We start from the raw sequence: 18,936 nt of genomic DNA, 5'->3' as shown, positions 1-18,936 counted from the left end.
TTCTATTTTCGATATTCTTTGAATACAATCAGTCGCAAGCCAGACAGTGGTGCACACTGCTGCCTGCCCAGAATCACAGTGACTGACAAAACTCGATACGAGTCTGCTTCAACAGACTTGGCCAGCGTTCCGTGCCGTACACCAGTGCTATACGCGACGAAAATGCCAAGGGGAGTTTTGTTAGCTGCTCCAAGCCCCATTATCAAACTCAAACGCACGACGAGACACGCATGACGAACGAAGAAATCCTCGCCCAGTATGGCCCCCGTGAATCCATGGAATACGACGTCGTGATCGTCGGCGGTGGCCCTGGCGGTCTGTCCACAGCCATCCGGCTCAAGCAACTGGCGGCAGAAAAAGGCCAGGACGTGTCGGTCGTGGTGCTGGAAAAAGGCTCGGAGGCTGGCGCACATATCCTTTCGGGCGCCATCATGGACCCCAAGGCGCTGACGGAGCTGATCCCCGACTGGAAGGCCAAGGGTGCACCACTGAACCAACCCGTCACGGACGATGCCTACATCTTCCTGAGCAAGAAATCGGGCTTTCGCGTGCCCAACCCCTTGCTGCCGCCCTTCGCTCAGAACCACGGCAATTACATCGTGAGCCTGGGCAACGTGACCAAATGGCTGGCCGAGCAGGCCGAAGCCTTGGGCGTGGAAATCTTCCCTGGCTTTGCAGCGGCTGAAGTGCTCTACAACGAAGACGGCTCGGTGCGCGGCGTGGCTACTGGCAACCTGGGCGTAGGCAAGGATGGCGAGCCCACCGACAACTTTCAGCTGGGCATGGAACTGCTGGGCAAATACACCGTGTTTGCCGAAGGAGCGCGCGGCCACTTGGGCAAACAGCTCATTGCCCGCTTCAAGCTGGACGAAGGCCGTGACCCGCAAAGCTTCGGCATCGGCATCAAGGAACTGTGGGAGATTGACCCTAAGCGCCATCAGCCCGGTTTTGTGATGCACACCGCAGGCTGGCCCATGGAGAACGACACCTACGGCGGTGCGTTCCTCTACCACCTGGAAGGCAACAAGGTGGCCGTGGGCTTTGTGACCGGGCTGGGCTACAGCAACCCATATCTCAGCCCCTTTGAAGAATTCCAGCGCTGGAAGACCCACCCCAACATCCGCTACTACTTCGAAAACGAAAAGGGCGAAATCACCGCGAAGCGCCTGTCCTACGGTGCCCGCGCCATCAACGCCAGCGGCATCAACGCGCTGCCCAAGACAGTGTTCCCCGGCGGTGCGCTGGTCGGCTGCAACGCAGGCTACCTCAACGTGGGCCGCATCAAGGGCAGCCACGCCGCCATCAAGACCGGCATGCTGGCGGCAGAAGCCGCCTACGAAGCCGTGGTGGCAGGCCGCCAGCACGATGAACTGACCGCCTACCCGCAAGCGTTTGAAGCCAGCTGGCTGCACACCGAGCTGAACAAGGACCGCAACTTCAAGAACTGGTTCAAGTACGGCCTGACTACCGCCACTCTGATGAACGGCTTTGAACAGTTCGTGCTGCGTGGCCACATCCCCTGGACGCTGCACCGCGACAAGCCCGACCACGCTTACCTCAAGCCTGCAGCAGAGTGCAAGCCCATCGACTACCCCAAGCCCGATGGCAAGCTAACGTTTGACCGCCTCTCCAGCGTGTTCATCAGCAACACCAACCACGAAGAGAACCAGCCTGCGCACTTGACGCTGAAAGACGCCAGCGTGCCCGTCAATATCAATCTGGCCAAGTACGCAGGCCCCGAGGCACGCTACTGCCCCGCAGGCGTGTACGAATTTGTGCCCGACACCGCCCAGGGCGGCAATGCCCAGCGCCTGCAGATCAACGCCCAAAACTGCGTGCACTGCAAGACCTGCGACATCAAGGACCCCACGCAGAACATCGTGTGGGTGACGCCCGAAGGGGGCGGTGGCCCGAACTACGCTGGCATGTAAACGCAACGCAGGCCACCCTGCTTTGCCCACGAAAGCCCGCCCCATCCGGCGGGCTTTTTTCTTTGAACGCTTACATGCAGTTCTGTGCAAAGCGGGCTACGTGCAGCAGCTCATCAAGCGGGCCAAAACTGCCCCATGCCGCAGTCCTATCGCTACAGTTTTGATAGCTGCCTGCGCTTCATCTATAAGCGCCAGACGGCAAAACCCTCACGAACTACACATCAGCCTGCAAACAGTGGCAGGTCCGCCTTCTTCAGCGTGCGCAGCACAAAGCTCGATCGGCTGTGGCGTATGCCTTTGATCTTGTAGAGCTTCTCGCGCAGCAAACGCTCGTAGTCGCGTGTGTCTTTCACCACCACCCGCAGCAGGTAGTCGTAGTCGCCCGAGACCAGGTGCGCCTCAATCACCTCTGGAATGCTGGCCAGCGTCTCGCCAAACTTCTCCAGCGTGTTGTCCGAATGGCTGTCCAGCGTGACCTGCACCAGCACCGTGTCGGCCAGCTCCAGCGACTGGGGGTTAATGCGCACGGTGTAGCCCTGGATGACTCCAGACTCCTCCATCTTCTTGATACGCCCCCAGCACGGCGACGGGCTCAAGCCTACGGCCTGCCCAATCTCCTGCAAGCTGGCCCTGGCATTGGCTTGCAGCACCGCGAGAATTTTCCGATCAAGCTTGTCCATTTGCATGATTATTCCTTACTAAACCAATAAGCAGAAAAATTTTCTGCATTAAGAGATTTTTTTGACAAATTCAGCAAACTTGTCTGCGCGCCTGCGCGCATACTTTCACCCATCAAGGCGCTCTTACCGGGGCGCACAAACTGCCAAGGCCCCGACTGGTTACCGCCAGTGCGGGGCGCTTGCCATTTGGAGCGGCCAACACACCCCCTGGCGTTGTGGTTCCTTCTTGTCGTCCCTGATGTACTGCCTGCGACGGGACGCCTGGCCAAGGCCGCTTGGCGGGGTCGTGCTAGCCGCTCTGAGGGCCTGCCGAGTCCCATTCATAAGCACGCTTACCAGCACAAACCCCGATGCTGCAGCGCAACCACGGCCACCATAATTTGTCAGGCACTGCCCACGCTGGTAGTGCCCCGACACCACGGCCATCAAGAGCCGCCGCACACACTTTCAGGAGACACCATGCGATTGACCCAGCTTGCCTTTGGCATCAGCCTTGCCGTGGGATTGGTAGCCACCGCCGCTGCACAGACCACCATGCGCATCAGCATCTCGACGGCCCAGAACTCCCACCAAGGGGTGGCCATCGACACCTTTGCCAAGGAAGTGGAAAAACGCACCGGTGGTCGTTACAAGATCCAGACCTTCTACAACGGCGCGCTGGGCGGAGAGCGCGAGTCGATCGAAGCCGTGCAACTGGGCACACAGGAGCTCGCCTTCAGCTCCACAGGCCCCGTCCCCAATTTTGTGCCTGAGACCAAGATCCTCGACGTACCCTTCCTGTTCCGCGACAAGGCCCATGCCCGCGCGGTGCTGGATGGCCCCATCGGCCAGGACCTGCTCGCCAAGTTCGACGCCAAGGGCTTCAAGGCCCTTGCCTGGGCAGAGAACGGTTTCCGCCACATGACCAACAGCAAGCGCGATGTGAAGGAGCCGGGCGACCTCAAGGGCCTTAAGATGCGCACCATGGAGAACCCCGTGCACATCGCCGCGTACAAGGGCTTTGGCATCATCACCACGCCCATGGCCTTCCCCGAGGTGTTCACGGCGCTGCAGCAAGGCACGGTGGACGGGCAGGAGAACCCGCTGTCCGTCATCATCTCCGCCAAGTTTGACCAGGTACAAAAGCACCTCACGCTCACCGGCCACGTCTACTCGCCCTGCATCTTCGTGATGAACAAGGCAGCGTTTGACAAGCTCAGCGCGGCCGACAAACAGGCCTTCATCGACGCCGCCAAGGAAGGCACCAAAGCCAACCGCGCCCGCGTGGATGAAGACGACGCCAAGGGCGTGGCCGACCTGCGCGCCAAGGGCATGACCGTGATCGACAACGTGGACAAGGCCAAGTTTGTCGCGGCCCTGGCTCCCGTCAATGCCGAGTTTGAAAAGCAGTTCGGCAAGGCCGCCATCGACAAGATTCGCGAAGTGAAGTGACCGCATGGGCCTCTTCACCCTTTTGCTACACAAACCATAGCTACTTCCGCCCGTTAGTCCTGCGCTAACGGGCTTTTTCATTCATGAAAAATACCTTTCTCCAACTGGAACGGTGGACCACCGGCATTGCCATGGCAGGCGCATGCCTGATGCTGGCCATCGCCTCGTCGCTGGGCATGTTCCAGATCCTGATGCGCTTTGTGCTGGAGCAGCCCGCCGAGTGGACGGAAGTGCTGATCCGTTTCAGCCTGATCTGGATGGTGTTCCTGGCCATCCCCGCCGCCTTTCGCCAGGGGGCGATGGTGAGCGTGGACGTGCTCTACCGCTGGAGCCCGCCCGCCATCCGCCGCGTGCTCGACGCGGTGGTGAGCCTGGCCGCGCTGGCGTTGATTGCCGTGATCGTGTGGTTTGGCTGGGACTACGCCAAGCGCGGCGGCGTGCAGTCCATGGCCGGGCTGGAGTCGGTGTCGATGTTCTGGGCCTATGTGGCCATGCCGGTGGGCGGACTGTTCAGCGCCGTCGGAATCATCGGCAACTGGATCGATCCACAACGCCAGGAACTGGAGACTGCGCAATGACCACCACCATGCTCGTCACCATGGTGCTGTGCTTTGCACTCACCGTCTCCGTGGCCGTGTCCATCGGGCTCGCGTCCATTCTGGGCATTCAGGTGTCTAACGCCAACATGCTGATCTCGGTGAAGGAAATGTTCGCCTCGATCAACAAGTTTCCGTTGGCCGCCATCCCGTTTTTCATCCTGGCGGGCAACCTGATGGAAACCGGTGGCATCTCCCGCCGTCTGGTCGAATTTGCCAAGAGCATTGTGGGCGGCGTGCAAGGCGGCCTGCCCATGACCTGCGTACTCACCTGCATGATCTTTGCTGCCGTGTCAGGCTCGTCGGTCGCCACCACGTTTGCGATTGGCGCCATCCTGATCCCAGCGCTCATCAAGCACGGCTACCCCACCAGTTACGCAGCCGCCCTGCAGGCCACCAGTGCCGAGCTGGGCGTGATCATCCCGCCCTCTATCCCCATGATTCTGTACGGCGTGAGTGCCGAGGTATCGATTGGCGAACTCTTCATTGCGGGCTTCGGTCCCGGCATCCTTATCAGCCTGGCGTTGATGGCTTTTGTGTGGGTCTACTGCAAATACAAGGGCTGGGGCAAGAACGATGGCGATGGCCGCCTGCCCTTTGGCAAGGCCACACTGCAGGCGGGCTGGGCGCTGCTCATGCCGGTCATCATCCTGGGCGGCATCTACGGCGGCGTGTTCACGCCCACCGAGGCATCGGCCGTGGCCGTGTTTTATGCGCTGGTGGTGGGCGTGGTGATCTACCGCGAGATCAAGCTCAAAGACTTGTACGCCATCCTGCGCAAGTCGGCCATCTCGTCGGCGGTGATCATGTTCATCATCGCCAACGCCGGGCTGTTTGCTTTCCTCATCACGCGCGCCGGGGTGCCCGATGCCATCGGCCATTGGCTGGAGGCGGTGCTGCAGTCGCCCGCCATGTTCCTGCTGGGCGTGAACGCAGCACTCTTCGTGATCGGCATGTTCATCGAGACCAGCGCCGCCATCATCGTGCTCGCCCCCATCCTGGCCCCGGTGGCGGTGCACTTTGGTGTAGACCCAGTGCACTTCGGCCTGATCATGGTGGTGAACCTCGCCCTGGGCATGATCACGCCGCCCTTTGGCGTGAACCTGTTTGCAGCCTGCACGGTGGCGAAGATCTCGCTCGACCGCATCGTCAAGCACCTGCTGCCGTTTGTGTGCGTGATCCTGGCGTGCCTCATGGTCATCACCTACGTGCCCAGCATTTCGTTGGCTTTGCGCGATCTGGTCTACGCAAAGTAGGCTTACAATCCGCCCCGTCAGGAGAGAGTGCCCCACCTTGCAACCCAAGGCAGCGCGGCACCGCCGAAGGCGCAGGCAGCTGCCGAACGCTCAGGCAAAAGGACTGACAACCGCCCGCAGCGATGCGGGCGTTCCCTTGCTGGAGAGAGGTGGCTCGCACCATACGTGATGAAGCCCCCCACCGAAGGAGCAAACCGCACGGCCAGCCAAGGCGCTGCGGTGAATCTCTCAGGTAAAGCGGACAGCAGGGCAAATGCCGTAACCCCCGGTGGGTTGCGCCCCCTATTTGCCCTGGAGTCACTGCCGCATGTCCACGCCCTCCGCCCCTTCCGAGTCCCTGCTGACCACACCCCTCAACGCTCTGCATATCGAACTGGGCGCACGCATGGTGCCTTTTGCGGGCTACTCCATGCCCGTGCAGTACCCCGCTGGCCTGATGGCCGAGCACGTGCACACCCGCACCGCTGCGGGCCTGTTTGACGTGTCGCACATGGGCCAGCTCAAGCTCATCGGTGCCGACGCTGCTGCCGCGTTCGAGACACTGATGCCCGTGGACGTGATCGACCTGCCCGTGGGCAAGCAGCGCTACGGCCTGCTGCTGACGGATGAAGGCACCATCATTGACGACCTGATGTTCTTCAACCAGGGCGTGGTAGACGGCGAGCCCACCCTGTTCGTCATCGTGAATGGCGCGTGCAAGGTGGGCGACATCGCCCACATCCAGGCCCGCATTGGCCAGCGCTGCAAGGTGGTGCCCATGCCCGACCACGCCCTGCTGGCACTGCAAGGCCCGCAGGCCGCCACCGCCCTCGCCCGTCTGGCGTCGGGAGTGGAAAAGCTGGTATTCATGACGGGCGGCGCCTTCAACATTGCGGGCTGCGACTGCTTTGTGACCCGCAGCGGCTATACCGGTGAAGACGGCTTTGAAATCTCCGTACCCGCCACCCAGGCTGAGACGCTGGCCCGCGCACTGCTGGCCCAGCCTGAGGTGAAGCCGATTGGCCTGGGTGCCCGCAATTCGCTGCGCCTCGAAGCCGGTCTGTGCCTGTACGGCAACGACATTGACACCACCACCACCCCCGTAGAGGCGGCCCTGAACTGGGCCATGCAAAAGGTGCGTCGCACCGGCGGTGCCCGCGCGGGTGGCTTTCCGGGGGCAGACAAGGTGCTGGCCCAGCTCGACAACCCGGCCACCCTTACCCGCAAACGCGTAGGCCTGGTGGCGCTGGAGCGCGTGCCCGTGCGCGAACACACCGAGCTGCAGAGTACCGACGGCCAGAAGATTGGCGAAGTGACCAGCGGCCTGCTGGGCCCCACGGTGAATCAGCCCGTGGCCATGGGTTATGTGGATGTGGCCCACGCCGCCATTGGCACCCGCGTCAACGCCATCGTGCGCGGCAAGGCCGTGCCCATGGAAGTGCGCGCCATGCCTTTCACGCCGCCCAACTATTTCCGCGGCTGATCTCGCCAGGGCGGTGGCGCGTCATTCGCCGCCCCTGCTGCAGCCGCTACATTCAGGTTTCGCTTTTTCAAACCCTTTTCAACCCATTTTGAGGAGCCCCTCATGACCGTCAAATTTTCCAAAGAACACGAGTGGATCAACGCCGCTGACGCCGCTGCCGCTGTGGTGGGCATCACCGTGCACGCGCAAGACGCGCTGGGCGATGTGGTGTTTGTGGACCTGCCCGAAGTGGGCGCCACATTCAACCAGGGCGACGTGGCTGGCGTGGTCGAGTCTGTGAAGGCCGCTGCCGATGTGTACATGCCCGTCACCGGCGAAATCGTGGAAGTGAACGAAGCCCTGCGCGCCGACCCCTCGCTGGCCAACAGCGACCCGCTGAACACCGGCTGGTTCTTCAAGGTCAAGCTGGCCGACGCCAGCCAGCTTGACGGCCTGATGGACGAAACCACCTACACGGCTTTCGCTGCCAACGCGTGATGCCCTGATGACTGGGTGGGCTCCACGGCCCACTCAGCTTCAAAAACCATAGCTGCTTGCGCTTTATTCATCAGGATTTCAGAAGAAATCCGTGGTAAACCCCATCAAATCAGCGCAGCCAGCTCTCTTTTTCATAGCACCCCAGACTGCCCGCCATGACCGCCGCCCTGCCCACATCCCTGCCGTTGTCCGAGCTTGAAAACGCCACCGAATTCCTGCCCCGCCACATCGGCATCGATGCGGCTGATGAGGCACACATGCTTTCGGTGATTGGCGAGGCCTCGCGCCGCGCGCTGATCGACTCCATCGTGCCCCGCTCCATCGCCCGCAGCAGCGCCATGGACCTGCCCCCCGCCACGACCGAGGCCGCAGCGCTGGCGCAGCTCAAAGCCATTGCGGGCAAGAACAAGCTGCTCAAGAGCTTTATCGGCCAGGGCTACTACGGCACGCACACGCCCGGCGTCATCCTGCGCAACATTCTGGAGAACCCCGCCTGGTACACCGCCTACACGCCTTACCAGGCCGAAATCTCGCAAGGCCGCATGGAAGCGCTGGTCAACTTCCAGACCATGGTGTGCGACCTGACGGGCATGCCCATTGCCAACGCATCCATGCTAGACGAAGCCACGGCAGCAGCCGAGGCTATGACGCTGGCCAAGCGCTCCGTCAAGAGCAAGAGCAACGTGTTTGTGGTGGCGGGCGATGCGCATCCGCAAACCATCGAAGTCATCCAGACCCGCGCCCTGCCCCTGGGCATCGAGGTGAAGCTGGCCAACTCCGCCGAAGAATGGAACACGCTGCTGGCAGGCGACTACTTTGCCGTGCTGGCGCAATACCCCTCTACCAGCGGCCGCATTGACGACCTGCGCGCCGATGTGGAGGCAGCCCATGCCAAGCAGGCCGCCTTCATCGTGGCGGCAGACCTGCTGGCCCTCACGCTCATCACCCCGCCCGGCGAACAAGGTGCCGACATTGTGGTCGGCACCACCCAGCGCTTTGGCATGCCCATGGGCGCGGGCGGCCCGCACGCTGCCTACATGGCCTGCCGCGACGAATTCAAGCGCAGCATGCCCGGCCGCTTGGTGGGCGTGAGCGTGGACGTGCATGGCAAGCCCGCCTACCGCCTGGCCCTGCAAACGCGCGAACAGCACATCCGCCGCGAAAAAGCCACCTCCAACATCTGCACCGCCCAGGTGCTGCCCGCCGTGGTGGCCAGCATGTACGCCGTGTACCACGGCCCCCAGGGCCTCAAGCGCATCGCCCAGCGCGTGGCCAGCTACACCGCCATCCTGGCCCAAGGCCTCAAGCAACTGGGCGCGCCCGTGCGCGAACAGGCCTGCTTCGACACCCTGAGCCTGCACACCGGTTCCGCTACAAAATCCATAGCTGCTCGCGCTGTATCCATGGGCGCCAACCTGCGCATTTACTTTGAAGAGTACCTGTGCATTGCGCTCGACGAGACCACCACGCGCGCCGACATTGAACTGCTGTGGAAGATCTTCGCCAAGGACGGCCAGGCCCTGCCCAGCTTCAGCGCGTTTGAAAACGGCATCGAGCCGCTGATCCCCGCCGCGCTGCGCCGCACCAGCAGCTACCTCACCCACCCCGTCTTCAACACCCACCACTCTGAGACCGGCATGCTGCGCTACATCCGCGCACTGTCGGACAAAGACCTGGCGCTGGACCGCAGCATGATCCCGCTGGGCTCGTGCACCATGAAGCTCAACGCCACCAGCGAGATGATCCCCATCACCTGGCCTGAGTTTGCAGGCGTTCACCCCTTTGCCCCAGCAGACCAGCAGCAAGGCTACAAGGAGCTGGACGAGCAACTGCGCGCCTGGCTGTGCCAGGCCACCGGCTACGCGGGCATCAGCCTGCAACCCAACGCGGGCAGCCAGGGCGAATACGCTGGCCTGCTCGCCATCAAGGGCTACCACGAGTCGCGTGGCGAGGGCCACCGCAACATCTGCCTCATCCCCAGCAGCGCCCATGGCACCAACCCCGCCAGCGCGCAAATGGTGGGCATGCAGGTGGTGGTGACCGCCTGCGACGCCAACGGCAACGTGGACATGGTCGACCTGAAGGCCAAGTGCGAACAGCACAGCGCCAACCTGGCCTGCATCATGATCACCTACCCCAGCACGCACGGCGTGTTTGAGACCAGCGTGAAGGAGCTGTGCGCCCTGGTGCACAGCCACGGCGGCCGCGTGTATGTGGACGGCGCCAACATGAACGCCCTGGTGGGCGTGGCCGCCCCCGGCGAGTTTGGCGGCGACGTGAGTCACCTGAACCTGCACAAAACCTTCTGCATCCCCCACGGCGGTGGCGGCCCCGGCGTGGGCCCCGTGTGCGTGGTGGCAGACCTGGTGCCCTTCTTGCCCGGCCTGCCCGGCCAGGGCGACCAGCCAAAGAGCCCGGCCAACGGCAAGGTCGGCCCCGTCAGCGCCGCCCCCCTGGGCAATGCCGCCGTGCTGCCGATCAGCTGGATGTACATCCGCATGATGGGTGCCGAGGGCCTGAAAGCCGCCACCGAAACCGCCATCTTGAGCGCCAACTACATCAGCGCCCGCCTCAAAGACCACTACCCCACGCTGTACGCCAGCGAAAACGGCCATGTGGCGCACGAGTGCATCCTGGACCTGCGCCACCTCAAGGAAACCAGCGGCGTAATGGCTGAAGACGTGGCCAAGCGCCTCATCGACTACGGCTTCCACGCGCCCACGCTGAGCTTCCCCGTTCCCAACACGCTGATGGTGGAGCCCACCGAAAGCGAAACCCTGTTCGAGCTGAACCGCTTCATCGACGCGATGATCGCCATCCGCGAAGAGATCCGCCAGATCGAAGCAGGCAAGCTGCCGCAGGACAACAACCCGCTGAAGAACGCCCCACACACCGCCGAAAGCCTGCTGAGCGGCGACTGGACCCGCCCCTACACCCGAGAGGCTGCTGCGTACCCCGTGGCCGCGCTGCGCCACGCCAAGTACTGGTCGCCCGTGGGGCGCGTGGACAACGTGTATGGGGATCGGAATCTGTTCTGCAGCTGTGTGCCGGTGAGTGAGCTGGCGTAACGCACGCGGAGCGATGTAGCGCCATCTTGGACGGCTCAACCGCTAGTAACAAAGGCCCGGGTAACCGGGCCTTTGTTTTTGGCTGTTCTAGAAAACGAGGCTTGATTTGTATCCCCTTTAGGGATGTCATGCATAACCCTCGCAAGTCGGTGGTAGTGCGGATCGGGATAGGCCGCAAGGCGTCTTTTCTTGCCAATAGCGTGGCTATTGGCAAGAAAAGCAACGCAGCGGACTGCCCGAGACCGCGCCATCACAGACCGCAGAGAGTTATGCAGGTCACCCTTAGAGGGCTTGAAGCCTAATACACAACTAGATACAATCTAGAAACATTTAAAACTTTTTTAGAGCGTCCCTCAAAATCGTTATCCAAATAATTCAATCAACTGCAAAAAACCTAAAAATCAGAGAACCGCAGGAATAATATAAAATGAATTTTACAATACTTAAAATATTTACAATTATTTTCTGCTCAATATTTATAGTAATTGGTGCAGGCTCCACAATTTTAGCCATTCTATCTGGAGGTGATTTCCTCTCTCTAACTCATGGAATAGCATTCATCATCATTCCTACAATAATTTTAAAAATGAGTCTTTCTTCAATAAAAGAAAGAAAAAGGCAATTACTAAATTTTAAAAAAATGACTTACGAATGGTACAAAAACGAACATCCAGAGCATATTCAAAACAACAAAGTCTATTGCTTTTCATGCGGAGGTCAGAAAATTAACGCCAGAGCGCTTATGAACCATACATATCATCGTGAGCACTTCTGCACACAATGCGGAAAGACGCTTTACTACTCACCCGAACAGTCTTAAGGATGTACGACATAACCCTCGTCAGTCGGTGGCCATGCGGATCTGGGTAGGCCGTGAAGCATTTTTCTGCAGTTAATAGTGGACTATCAGCAAGGAAAGCAATGCAGCAGACGCCTAAAATCGTGCTACCACACACCACTGGGAGTTATTCAGGACATCTTTAGACGATATTTATGAGTTATGTACTAGCAACTACCCACAGCAAAGTGCAGTGGTACAAATTCAATTTCAACCGCTCACTTAAAGAAGGTGAATTTGAACTGCTCAACGAACTAGATTTACACCAAGTTCCATCTTTTGGTGACAAAGAAACAGCCAAGTTGGCTGCTAAAGCTCTGGGTCTTAAAACATGGCGCTACGTAAAAATTTAGCTTTCTAACTCGTCACTCAAGCGCACCCGCGTGCTGCGGGCCGCTTATCTTGGTCATTAGGCCATACAAGGCAAGCAAATATACCTCCCGTGAGATCCCAATAGACTTGGTTAAAAAATAAGAAAATTTTCATGAGGCACATTCAAAATCTCCCACACAACTTTCCAATGGCTCTACTCCAGAAATTTGATTTCGGATTACCGGACGCCAAGGATGATCCGCTACTCGAGGTTTGCGCCTTGAAAATCGCTCCAATTGCGCAGTTTTTAACGGACAACAAATCAATACTAGTTGGCGACAGAGGCTCCGGAAAAACTGCCGTTTTCCGTTTACTGTCAGATAGAAAAATTCAATTCACAAATAATGACAACCTTAATCAAATTCACATCCCTATAGACGAGGAATTATCGTACAAGACCCTCAAGGGGCATATATCAAATCAAATTAAAGAATCAACAAAGGAAGACGCATCCCCTCACCGCTTGGTATGGGAGCTCTTTATTTTTAGTCGTTGCCTAGAAGGTCTTAGAAAGCAGTTTGAAGGCAATCGAAGATTCGATAAAATAAACGAGGAATTCCAAGAGGCTGTAGGATTAAAAAATCCAGGCAAGGTGGGCCTAATTGATTTAATAACCAAAACAAAGAAGACATTTGGGGTCAAGCTTGAGAATGGACACATGGGATATGTTGTTCCGAACTTTTATGCCTCGGTGGAGCCCAAAAGGGAAGCTGACGAGCCCATCGATCAATCCAACTTCCTCGATTTGCCACGATTCAAATCGGAATTAAACTTATTGCTAGCCGATGCAAAAGCTGTTGCCTATGTTCTAATCGACAAGCTTGATGAATTTGTTTCTGGCGAAGAGTACAAAACCCAACTAAGCACATTACAAGCTCTGATTCAAAGCTGGAGAGACTACCAATCATATCCAAAGATAAAGATAAAACTATTTCTACGACGAGACCTTTATGAGCGTCTCGATTTTTCCTCAATCGGAAGAGATAAAATTGAGCCGCGAAAGGTTGAACTCATTTGGACCGACGAGGATATTCGCCATTTAATTGCCACGCGAATATTCCACAACATCCAGAGCATAAATAAAGGAAAGTCGCTAGCAATATACTGCGACGAAAGATACCTAACAATAGATAGACAATTTCTAAACGAAATACGAAGCTTAGACTCAATCCCAGAGAACGAAAGATCAATATTAGATGTTGTGAAGCACAAATTTCTAATGATGCGCGACTATTTGCGTCAACGCAAACGCGACGCCTACGATGCACGCACGACCAATGTTCATGACATGGCCTACACCGCTTTGATTACGACCCTATTCCCTAGGGCTGCAAATCATAAAACCAAGGCCAACAAGATCGAGCAGATTGAGATATCCACGTATTTCTCAACCCATTTCCAATTCTCAAGCAAAACAACAACGCCCCGCATCATACTGCTTTTTCTACAGTATTGCCTCGAGGCCACCAGACATTACTATCTAAACAATCCTACGGAATCCATTCAAATAAACGAAAAGGGGGAGTATCCGGTTTTTCTACGCGACCACCTTTTCCAAGCGTATGAGCAAGTTAGAGTCCTTGCCATGCAAACAATAACTGGACTGAATAGCGCGTGGCAAAGATCGGCCGCCAATATTATGCGCCACGCATCAACCTCAAAAACCCCAGAAGCAATTTCATTTAAAGAAGCGAAGAAGCATTTAGGGAAAGATGTCACAGATGAAGAGCTATCCAATTTTTTTGCTTTTTATGAGCATGCAGGACTTTTTGCATGCACAAATCGAGCAGATAACTTGGACGGCCGAATCTATTCCATCCCGATCATTTTTCAGAGGATGAGCGCCAACGCTTTCACATGAAGCATGCGCCTGAGGTCTAACTGCTCGTTCAACGCGGAAGCCAACACAGTCCACGCCTTCGGCATTCTCATGGCCTGTGTTGGTACCCTCCGCAATTCGTTCTCTGGTGTCGGTTAACTAGGGCGAGAAATGCATTTCGACGAGGAGTACGCTAAATGCTTTGCAGCAAATGCAGGAGTGCACAGTGCCGATACATCATTTAATCTTTCAGCCCAAGTTAAGGCGAACACTCGTTCATGCATGTTGTAACCGTAGCTTCTAACATATCGCTCAACCCCGCTCCCTTCGATCGCTGGACGCTGCGCGATAAAACCACGCAGCGCCGATTAGCTCTACTACAAGCGCTTCCCCCCCAAAAAGTCAAACGAATACTCCTCTGCAATGAATCGCGCAGCGATTGATTGCAGAATTTAAATTCACTTCACTTTGGTACCAGCACACTCAACATGGCGCTGTGTCTGAGTGCAAAGAATCCGGACAGCGAAACTACAAACGGTCATTGATGCAGGCGGTCTGTTGACTGCGAACCTTGACGAAAGACGCACGGCAGGTACCCATTCGTTAGGCCTCTGAGTTGGCAGCACCCCAACTACGTCCAAATGACCGCGAATCTATGAACATTGAACAATTCGCCTCAATCATACGAAGCGTAATCAGAAAGAACGGATTCGGTGACTTTCATGCTTTCCCGACCGGAAAGATGTGAGGTCGCTTTCCGGCGCACAGCAGAACGAGGACCACGAATCGATTGCTCTCCGTTGGGCGGCCAATAAGGCGCAACCCGAGGAGGAGTACCTTGTTGCATTTATGTGCTCCCCCACGCAGTTCAAGGTAGTTCGTTTTGAGCGAGGAAATCGCGAGCAGCAAATCTATACGGCCGAGGCCTAACCAATCGCTAGAGTTGACTCACGTCGGCGAGCCGCCGCTCTCGGCTCAGCTTCAACGTTGGCCCCCTCATAATCCGCTTTATTCAGGCCCCCCCTCACTCCAGTACTTGTGCGCAAAGCGCCAGAAGCTATCATTTTGAGAGTGGGGCACCGCCTCAGAACCACCGGCTGTTCTCCCCGCAGGCAGGTAGCGCCCCATTCCACATCTCCTTACCCCTTGACGCCCCCACAGGCCCTACCATTGGCCTTTGCATTTTTTCCGGAGTTTTCTTCATGCGCGTTCTTTTTGCCCTGCTCGCTTCTCTGGCCCTGGCCCCTGCCATGGCACAAACCAAACCCGTCACCACGGCCAGTGGGCTGGTGTATGAAGTGATCCAGGAAGGCTCGGGCGAATCGCCCAAGGCAACAGATACTGTGAAGGTGCACTACAAGGGCACCTTCCCTGATGGCAAGGAGTTCGACAGCTCTTACAAGCGTGGTGAGCCGACCGAGTTTCCACTCAACCGTGTGATTCCCTGCTGGACGGAAGGCGTGCAGCGCATGAAGCCCGGTGGCAAGGCCAAGCTGACTTGCCCGCCCGAGATTGCTTACGGTGCGCGTGGCGCGGGCGGGGTGATTCCACCCAACGCTACGCTGAACTTTGAGATTGAGTTGATCTCGGTGAAGCGCTGAGGAGACATTGACTGGGCCTGATCGGCTTGATGCGCTGTGCCGGGCTTCGACAGGCTCAGCCTGAACGGATATCGGGCGTTAATTCGCCCGCGCTTGAACTTGCAGTAGTGCATCGGTAGCTGGCAACGCCAAGCAAAAAGCCTCCCGTCTTTTGGACGGGAGGCTTTTTTTGTTATGACCGTGTGGGCTGTGCGGCTTACACGGTGGTCACAAACTGCTCGCGGGGGCGGCGCACCTTCTGCAGGTTCACCAGCCAGTCGCCTTCGTCGGCGCGGTAGCCCAGGGGCAGGATGGTGACGCTGCGCAGGCCCTTGGCGCGCAGGCCCAGGATTTCGTCGAGGGCGGCGGGGTCAAAGCCTTCCATGGGGGTGCTGTCCACTTGCTCAAATGCGGCGGCAATGACGGAGGCACCGAAGCCGATGTAGGCTTGGCGGGCTGCATGCTGGAAGTTGACCTCGGCACCGCGCTGGGGGTAGGTGTTCAGCAGCATGTTGCGGTAGTTTTCCCAGCCTTCGTTCTTGAAGCCGCGCACTTCGTTGGTGTAGTCGAACATGGCGTTGATGCGCTCTGCAGTGTAGTCGTCCCATGCGGCAAACACCAGCAGGTGCGATCCGTCGGTAACCTGGGCCTGATTCCAGGCGATGGCCTTGATGCGCTCGCGCACGGCGGGGTCGGTCACCACGATCACTTCAAAGGGCTGCAGGCCGCTGGATGTGGGGGCAAGGCGTGCGGCTTCCACAATGCGGTCCACCTTGTCCTGCGGCACGGCCTTCGCAGGGTTCATCTTTTTGGTGGCATAGCGCCAGTTGAGCTTGTCGATGAGCACGTTGTCGGCAGAGGTTTGTGCAGTGTTGGACATGTGAGTGGCTTTCTGTCTTGCAATAAGAGGTGAAATGACCACTGAACTGTAAGTGCGATAGAGCGGGCCGGATAGCCGCGCTGGCGAAACATATTGTTCGGGTTTGGGCAACAATCGCACCGTTTTGGACCTGCGCCCCCGGCATTTTTGAGTGAAATGGCGTTTGCAGCGCTGCATGGGCGGGCGTGTCTGCATCACGACCAACTGCTCTGGGGCTTGTGCACACCGTACCGCCGTACACTGGAGCCCTGCAGATGCCTGCGCTGCACCGCGCCCGCACCCACGCGCACCAGATGCCCTGCGCTGCCCACCGCCCCATGAGCCAACCGGATCTTTCCTTTTTGCTGAACCGAGAGCCCGACAAGCCAGAACCGGCTGTGCGGGAGGAGCGCCGCAAGGCAGACCGGCCCCAGGGCTCGGTGGCGAAACTGATTGCCGAGCTGCGCGCCTACCAGGCGGAACTGGAGGCGCAGAACAAGGTGCTGCGCTACAGCCAGACCGTGGCAGAGAGTGCTTCGGAGCGGTTTGAGACGCTGTTCTCCAGCGTGCCGCTGGCGCTGATGGTGGTGGATGAATACGACATGGTGGTGCAAGCCAACTCCATGGCGCACCGCTCCTTCCAGCCTACCGAGCGCGACAGACCCCTCACCTCCCTGATGCCCTTTGTGTGCGACAGCGACGCCGACCGCGTGCAGCAGGCGTTTGCGCAGGCGCGGGAGGAAGGGCACAGCGAGGTGACCGAGGTGGTGTTTGTGATTGCGCCGGATGTGCGCATCACCGGTGACTTGCACATCGCACGCATTGAGACCGCCCAGGGCGAGAGCCCACCGCAGTTGCAGTTTTTGTGCGCAGTGATTGACCAGGGTCCTTTGCTCGCAGAGCGGCAAGCGCTGCAGCAGCGCAACGAACAATTGCACGCTAGCGAAAAGCGGCTGGAGGCGGTGATCAACTCGGCGCTGGACGCCATCATCTGTGTGGACCAGGACGGGCTCATTACCGTGTTCAACCCCACGGCAGCGGCGCTGTTTCAGTGCAGCGCGCAAGATGCCCTGGGCAGCCCGCTGGAGCGCTTTTTGCCCGCAGCCGGGCAGGCCATGGCCTTTGCCCAGTTGACCACGCAGGCCATGCTGGGCGAGATGACCGCCTGCACCGCCAGTGCCAAGGAACTGGCGGTGGAGGTGAGCGTGTCGTTCGAGCGCCATGCCGAGGGCGAAACCACCACCGTATTTGCCCGCGACCTGACGGGCCGCAAAAAGACCGAAGCCCATCGCAACGAACTGGAAGCGCAGCTGCGCGAGTCCCACAAGATGCAGGCGGTGGGCACCATGGCGGGGGGCATTGCGCACGACTTCAACAACATTCTTGGCGCCATTCTGGGCAACGTGGAGCTGGCCAAGGCCGATTGCGGTCCCGGCTCTGCGGCCATGGAGAGCCTGCTGGAGATTGAAAAGGCGGGGCGCAGGGCGCGTGACCTGGTGCGCCAGATTCTGACCTTCAGCCGCAACGAGCCCCCACGCCGCACGGCCGTGGCACTGGCCGAGGTCGCCCACGACACGGAACGGCTGCTGCGCGTGACACTGCCGCCAGGCGTGGAACTGCACATGCAGTTGCCACAGGACCTGCCCCGCATACTGGCAGATGCCACCCAGGTGGAGCAGGCACTGCTGAACCTGTGCACCAATGCCATCCACGCCATTGGCGCGGCCAAGGGCAGCATCCATGTAGAGGCCGCGGCCACCCAGCCCGACCAGCGCCTGAGCGAACGCCTGGGCCTGGCGGCTGGCGACTATGTGGCCCTGACGGTGCAAGACAACGGGCCCGGCATGGATGCCATCACGCTGCAGCGCATTTTTGAGCCCTTCTTCACCACCAAGCCCGTGGGCCAGGGCACGGGCCTGGGGCTGGCCGTGGTGCACGGGGTGATGCGCACGCACGAGGGCGCAGTAGACGTACACAGCGCGCCGGGGGAAGGCAGCCGGTTCACGCTGTACTTTCCGGTGGCGCAGCCTGCGCAAAATGCAGCCCCCCAGCCCGGCCAGAGGATGCAAGCGGATGCGCCCGTGCAATCCCTTGCATCCATCACCACATCTACAGCAGAGCAACCACAAGCCGCCCCGGCTGCGGCCCCAGCTACTGCCGCACGGCCCCCGCATGTGATGTATGTGGATGACGATCAGGCGCTGGTGTTTTTGGTGCAACGGCTGCTGCGCCGCCGGGGCTACCAGGTCAGCGGCTTTACCGATCCGCACGAAGCCACCGAGGCGTTGCGGGCCGCACCGCAGGACTACGACCTGTTGGTCACCGACTACAACATGCCCGGCTTTTGCGGGGTGGATCTGGTGCGCGAAGCCCGGCTGATCCGTCCCGATCTGCCCGTGGCCCTGGCATCGGGCTATGTCACCACCGAGATTGAACAAGCGGCCTTGGCGGAAGGCGCACGCGCGCTCATCCACAAACCCAACGATGTGGAAGAGCTGTGCGCCACCGTGCACCGCCTTGTGCGCGGTGACGATGCTGCCTGACGCGGGCACCGTGACCGCCCCCCT

The 18,936-nt window shown here is 58.9% G+C and carries 14 protein-coding genes and 2 riboswitches; of the genes, 12 read left to right on the top strand and 2 right to left on the bottom strand.

Annotation, left to right across the window (positions count from 1 at the left end):
* The first annotated feature begins 230 nt into the window (after positions 1 to 230).
* Positions 231 to 1,931 carry an electron transfer flavoprotein-ubiquinone oxidoreductase gene (locus AACH87_RS10395; RefSeq protein WP_338798738.1) on the top strand — a complete coding sequence of 567 codons (1,701 nt, stop codon included), beginning with the start codon at positions 231 to 233 and terminating at the stop codon, positions 1,929 to 1,931.
* Between the two features lie 221 nt (positions 1,932 to 2,152).
* On the opposite strand, the gene AACH87_RS10390 is transcribed toward AACH87_RS10395, so the two are convergent.
* Positions 2,153 to 2,611, bottom strand: a complete 459-nt coding sequence (locus tag AACH87_RS10390; protein WP_338798921.1) for an Lrp/AsnC family transcriptional regulator — start codon at positions 2,609 to 2,611, stop codon at positions 2,153 to 2,155.
* A gap of 459 nt (positions 2,612 to 3,070) precedes the next feature.
* Between AACH87_RS10390 and AACH87_RS10385 the strand changes: the two genes are divergently transcribed.
* The 10 genes from AACH87_RS10385 (at position 3,071) to AACH87_RS10340 (ending at position 15,531) form a co-directional block, all read left to right on the top strand.
* The gene (locus AACH87_RS10385; protein WP_338798737.1) at positions 3,071 to 4,042 is read left to right on the top strand and encodes a TRAP transporter substrate-binding protein; all 972 of its coding nucleotides are present in this window, start codon (positions 3,071 to 3,073) and stop codon (positions 4,040 to 4,042) included.
* Positions 4,043 to 4,125: 83 nt separating this feature from the next.
* Positions 4,126 to 4,620: a TRAP transporter small permease gene (locus AACH87_RS10380; RefSeq protein WP_338798736.1), complete on the top strand. Its 495-nt coding sequence runs from the start codon at positions 4,126 to 4,128 to the stop codon at positions 4,618 to 4,620.
* A complete protein-coding gene (locus tag AACH87_RS10375) occupies positions 4,617 to 5,894 on the top strand; it encodes a TRAP transporter large permease (RefSeq protein ID WP_338798735.1) in 1,278 nt (425 codons plus the stop codon). The genes AACH87_RS10380 and AACH87_RS10375 overlap by 4 nt, the downstream gene beginning before the upstream one ends.
* A gap of 16 nt (positions 5,895 to 5,910) precedes the next feature.
* Positions 5,911 to 6,002: riboswitch (glycine riboswitch) on the top strand.
* Between the two features lie 21 nt (positions 6,003 to 6,023).
* Positions 6,024 to 6,149, top strand: a riboswitch (glycine riboswitch).
* Positions 6,150 to 6,201: 52 nt separating this feature from the next.
* Positions 6,202 to 7,356, top strand: coding sequence for a glycine cleavage system aminomethyltransferase GcvT (gene gcvT, locus AACH87_RS10370; protein WP_338798734.1), 1,155 nt, complete (start codon positions 6,202 to 6,204; stop codon positions 7,354 to 7,356).
* Positions 7,357 to 7,458: 102 nt separating this feature from the next.
* Complete coding sequence (gcvH, locus tag AACH87_RS10365) at positions 7,459 to 7,833, top strand: glycine cleavage system protein GcvH (RefSeq protein WP_338798733.1); 375 nt, start codon at positions 7,459 to 7,461, stop codon at positions 7,831 to 7,833.
* 155 nt (positions 7,834 to 7,988) lie between these two features.
* Positions 7,989 to 10,901, top strand: a complete 2,913-nt coding sequence (gene gcvP / locus AACH87_RS10360) for an aminomethyl-transferring glycine dehydrogenase (RefSeq protein WP_338798732.1) — start codon at positions 7,989 to 7,991, stop codon at positions 10,899 to 10,901.
* A 427-nt stretch (positions 10,902 to 11,328) separates the two neighbouring features.
* Positions 11,329 to 11,721 carry a hypothetical protein gene (locus tag AACH87_RS10355; RefSeq protein ID WP_338798731.1) on the top strand — a complete coding sequence of 131 codons (393 nt, stop codon included), beginning with the start codon at positions 11,329 to 11,331 and terminating at the stop codon, positions 11,719 to 11,721.
* 173 nt (positions 11,722 to 11,894) lie between these two features.
* Positions 11,895 to 12,092, top strand: a complete 198-nt coding sequence (locus AACH87_RS10350) for a hypothetical protein (RefSeq protein WP_338798730.1) — start codon at positions 11,895 to 11,897, stop codon at positions 12,090 to 12,092.
* A 167-nt stretch (positions 12,093 to 12,259) separates the two neighbouring features.
* Positions 12,260 to 13,972, top strand: a complete 1,713-nt coding sequence (locus AACH87_RS10345; RefSeq protein WP_338798729.1) for a hypothetical protein — start codon at positions 12,260 to 12,262, stop codon at positions 13,970 to 13,972.
* Positions 13,973 to 15,132: 1,160 nt separating this feature from the next.
* Positions 15,133 to 15,531, top strand: a complete 399-nt coding sequence (locus AACH87_RS10340) for an FKBP-type peptidyl-prolyl cis-trans isomerase (RefSeq protein WP_338798728.1) — start codon at positions 15,133 to 15,135, stop codon at positions 15,529 to 15,531.
* A 196-nt stretch (positions 15,532 to 15,727) separates the two neighbouring features.
* Here AACH87_RS10340 and AACH87_RS10335 read toward each other — a convergent pair whose 3' ends face one another.
* Positions 15,728 to 16,390, bottom strand: a complete 663-nt coding sequence (locus tag AACH87_RS10335; RefSeq protein ID WP_338798727.1) for an NAD(P)H-dependent oxidoreductase — start codon at positions 16,388 to 16,390, stop codon at positions 15,728 to 15,730.
* Positions 16,391 to 16,707: 317 nt separating this feature from the next.
* Here AACH87_RS10335 and AACH87_RS10330 point away from each other — a divergent pair, with 317 nt between their 5' ends.
* The gene (locus AACH87_RS10330; protein WP_338798920.1) at positions 16,708 to 18,912 is read left to right on the top strand and encodes an ATP-binding protein; all 2,205 of its coding nucleotides are present in this window, start codon (positions 16,708 to 16,710) and stop codon (positions 18,910 to 18,912) included.
* Positions 18,913 to 18,936: the final 24 nt, after the last annotated feature.

The sequence above is a fragment of the Acidovorax sp. DW039 genome (assembly GCF_037101375.1).
Classification (GTDB): Bacteria; Pseudomonadota; Gammaproteobacteria; order Burkholderiales; family Burkholderiaceae_C; genus Acidovorax.
The sequence above is the reverse complement of the archived record's forward strand: the minus strand, read 5'-3'. Positions and strand labels throughout refer to the sequence as shown.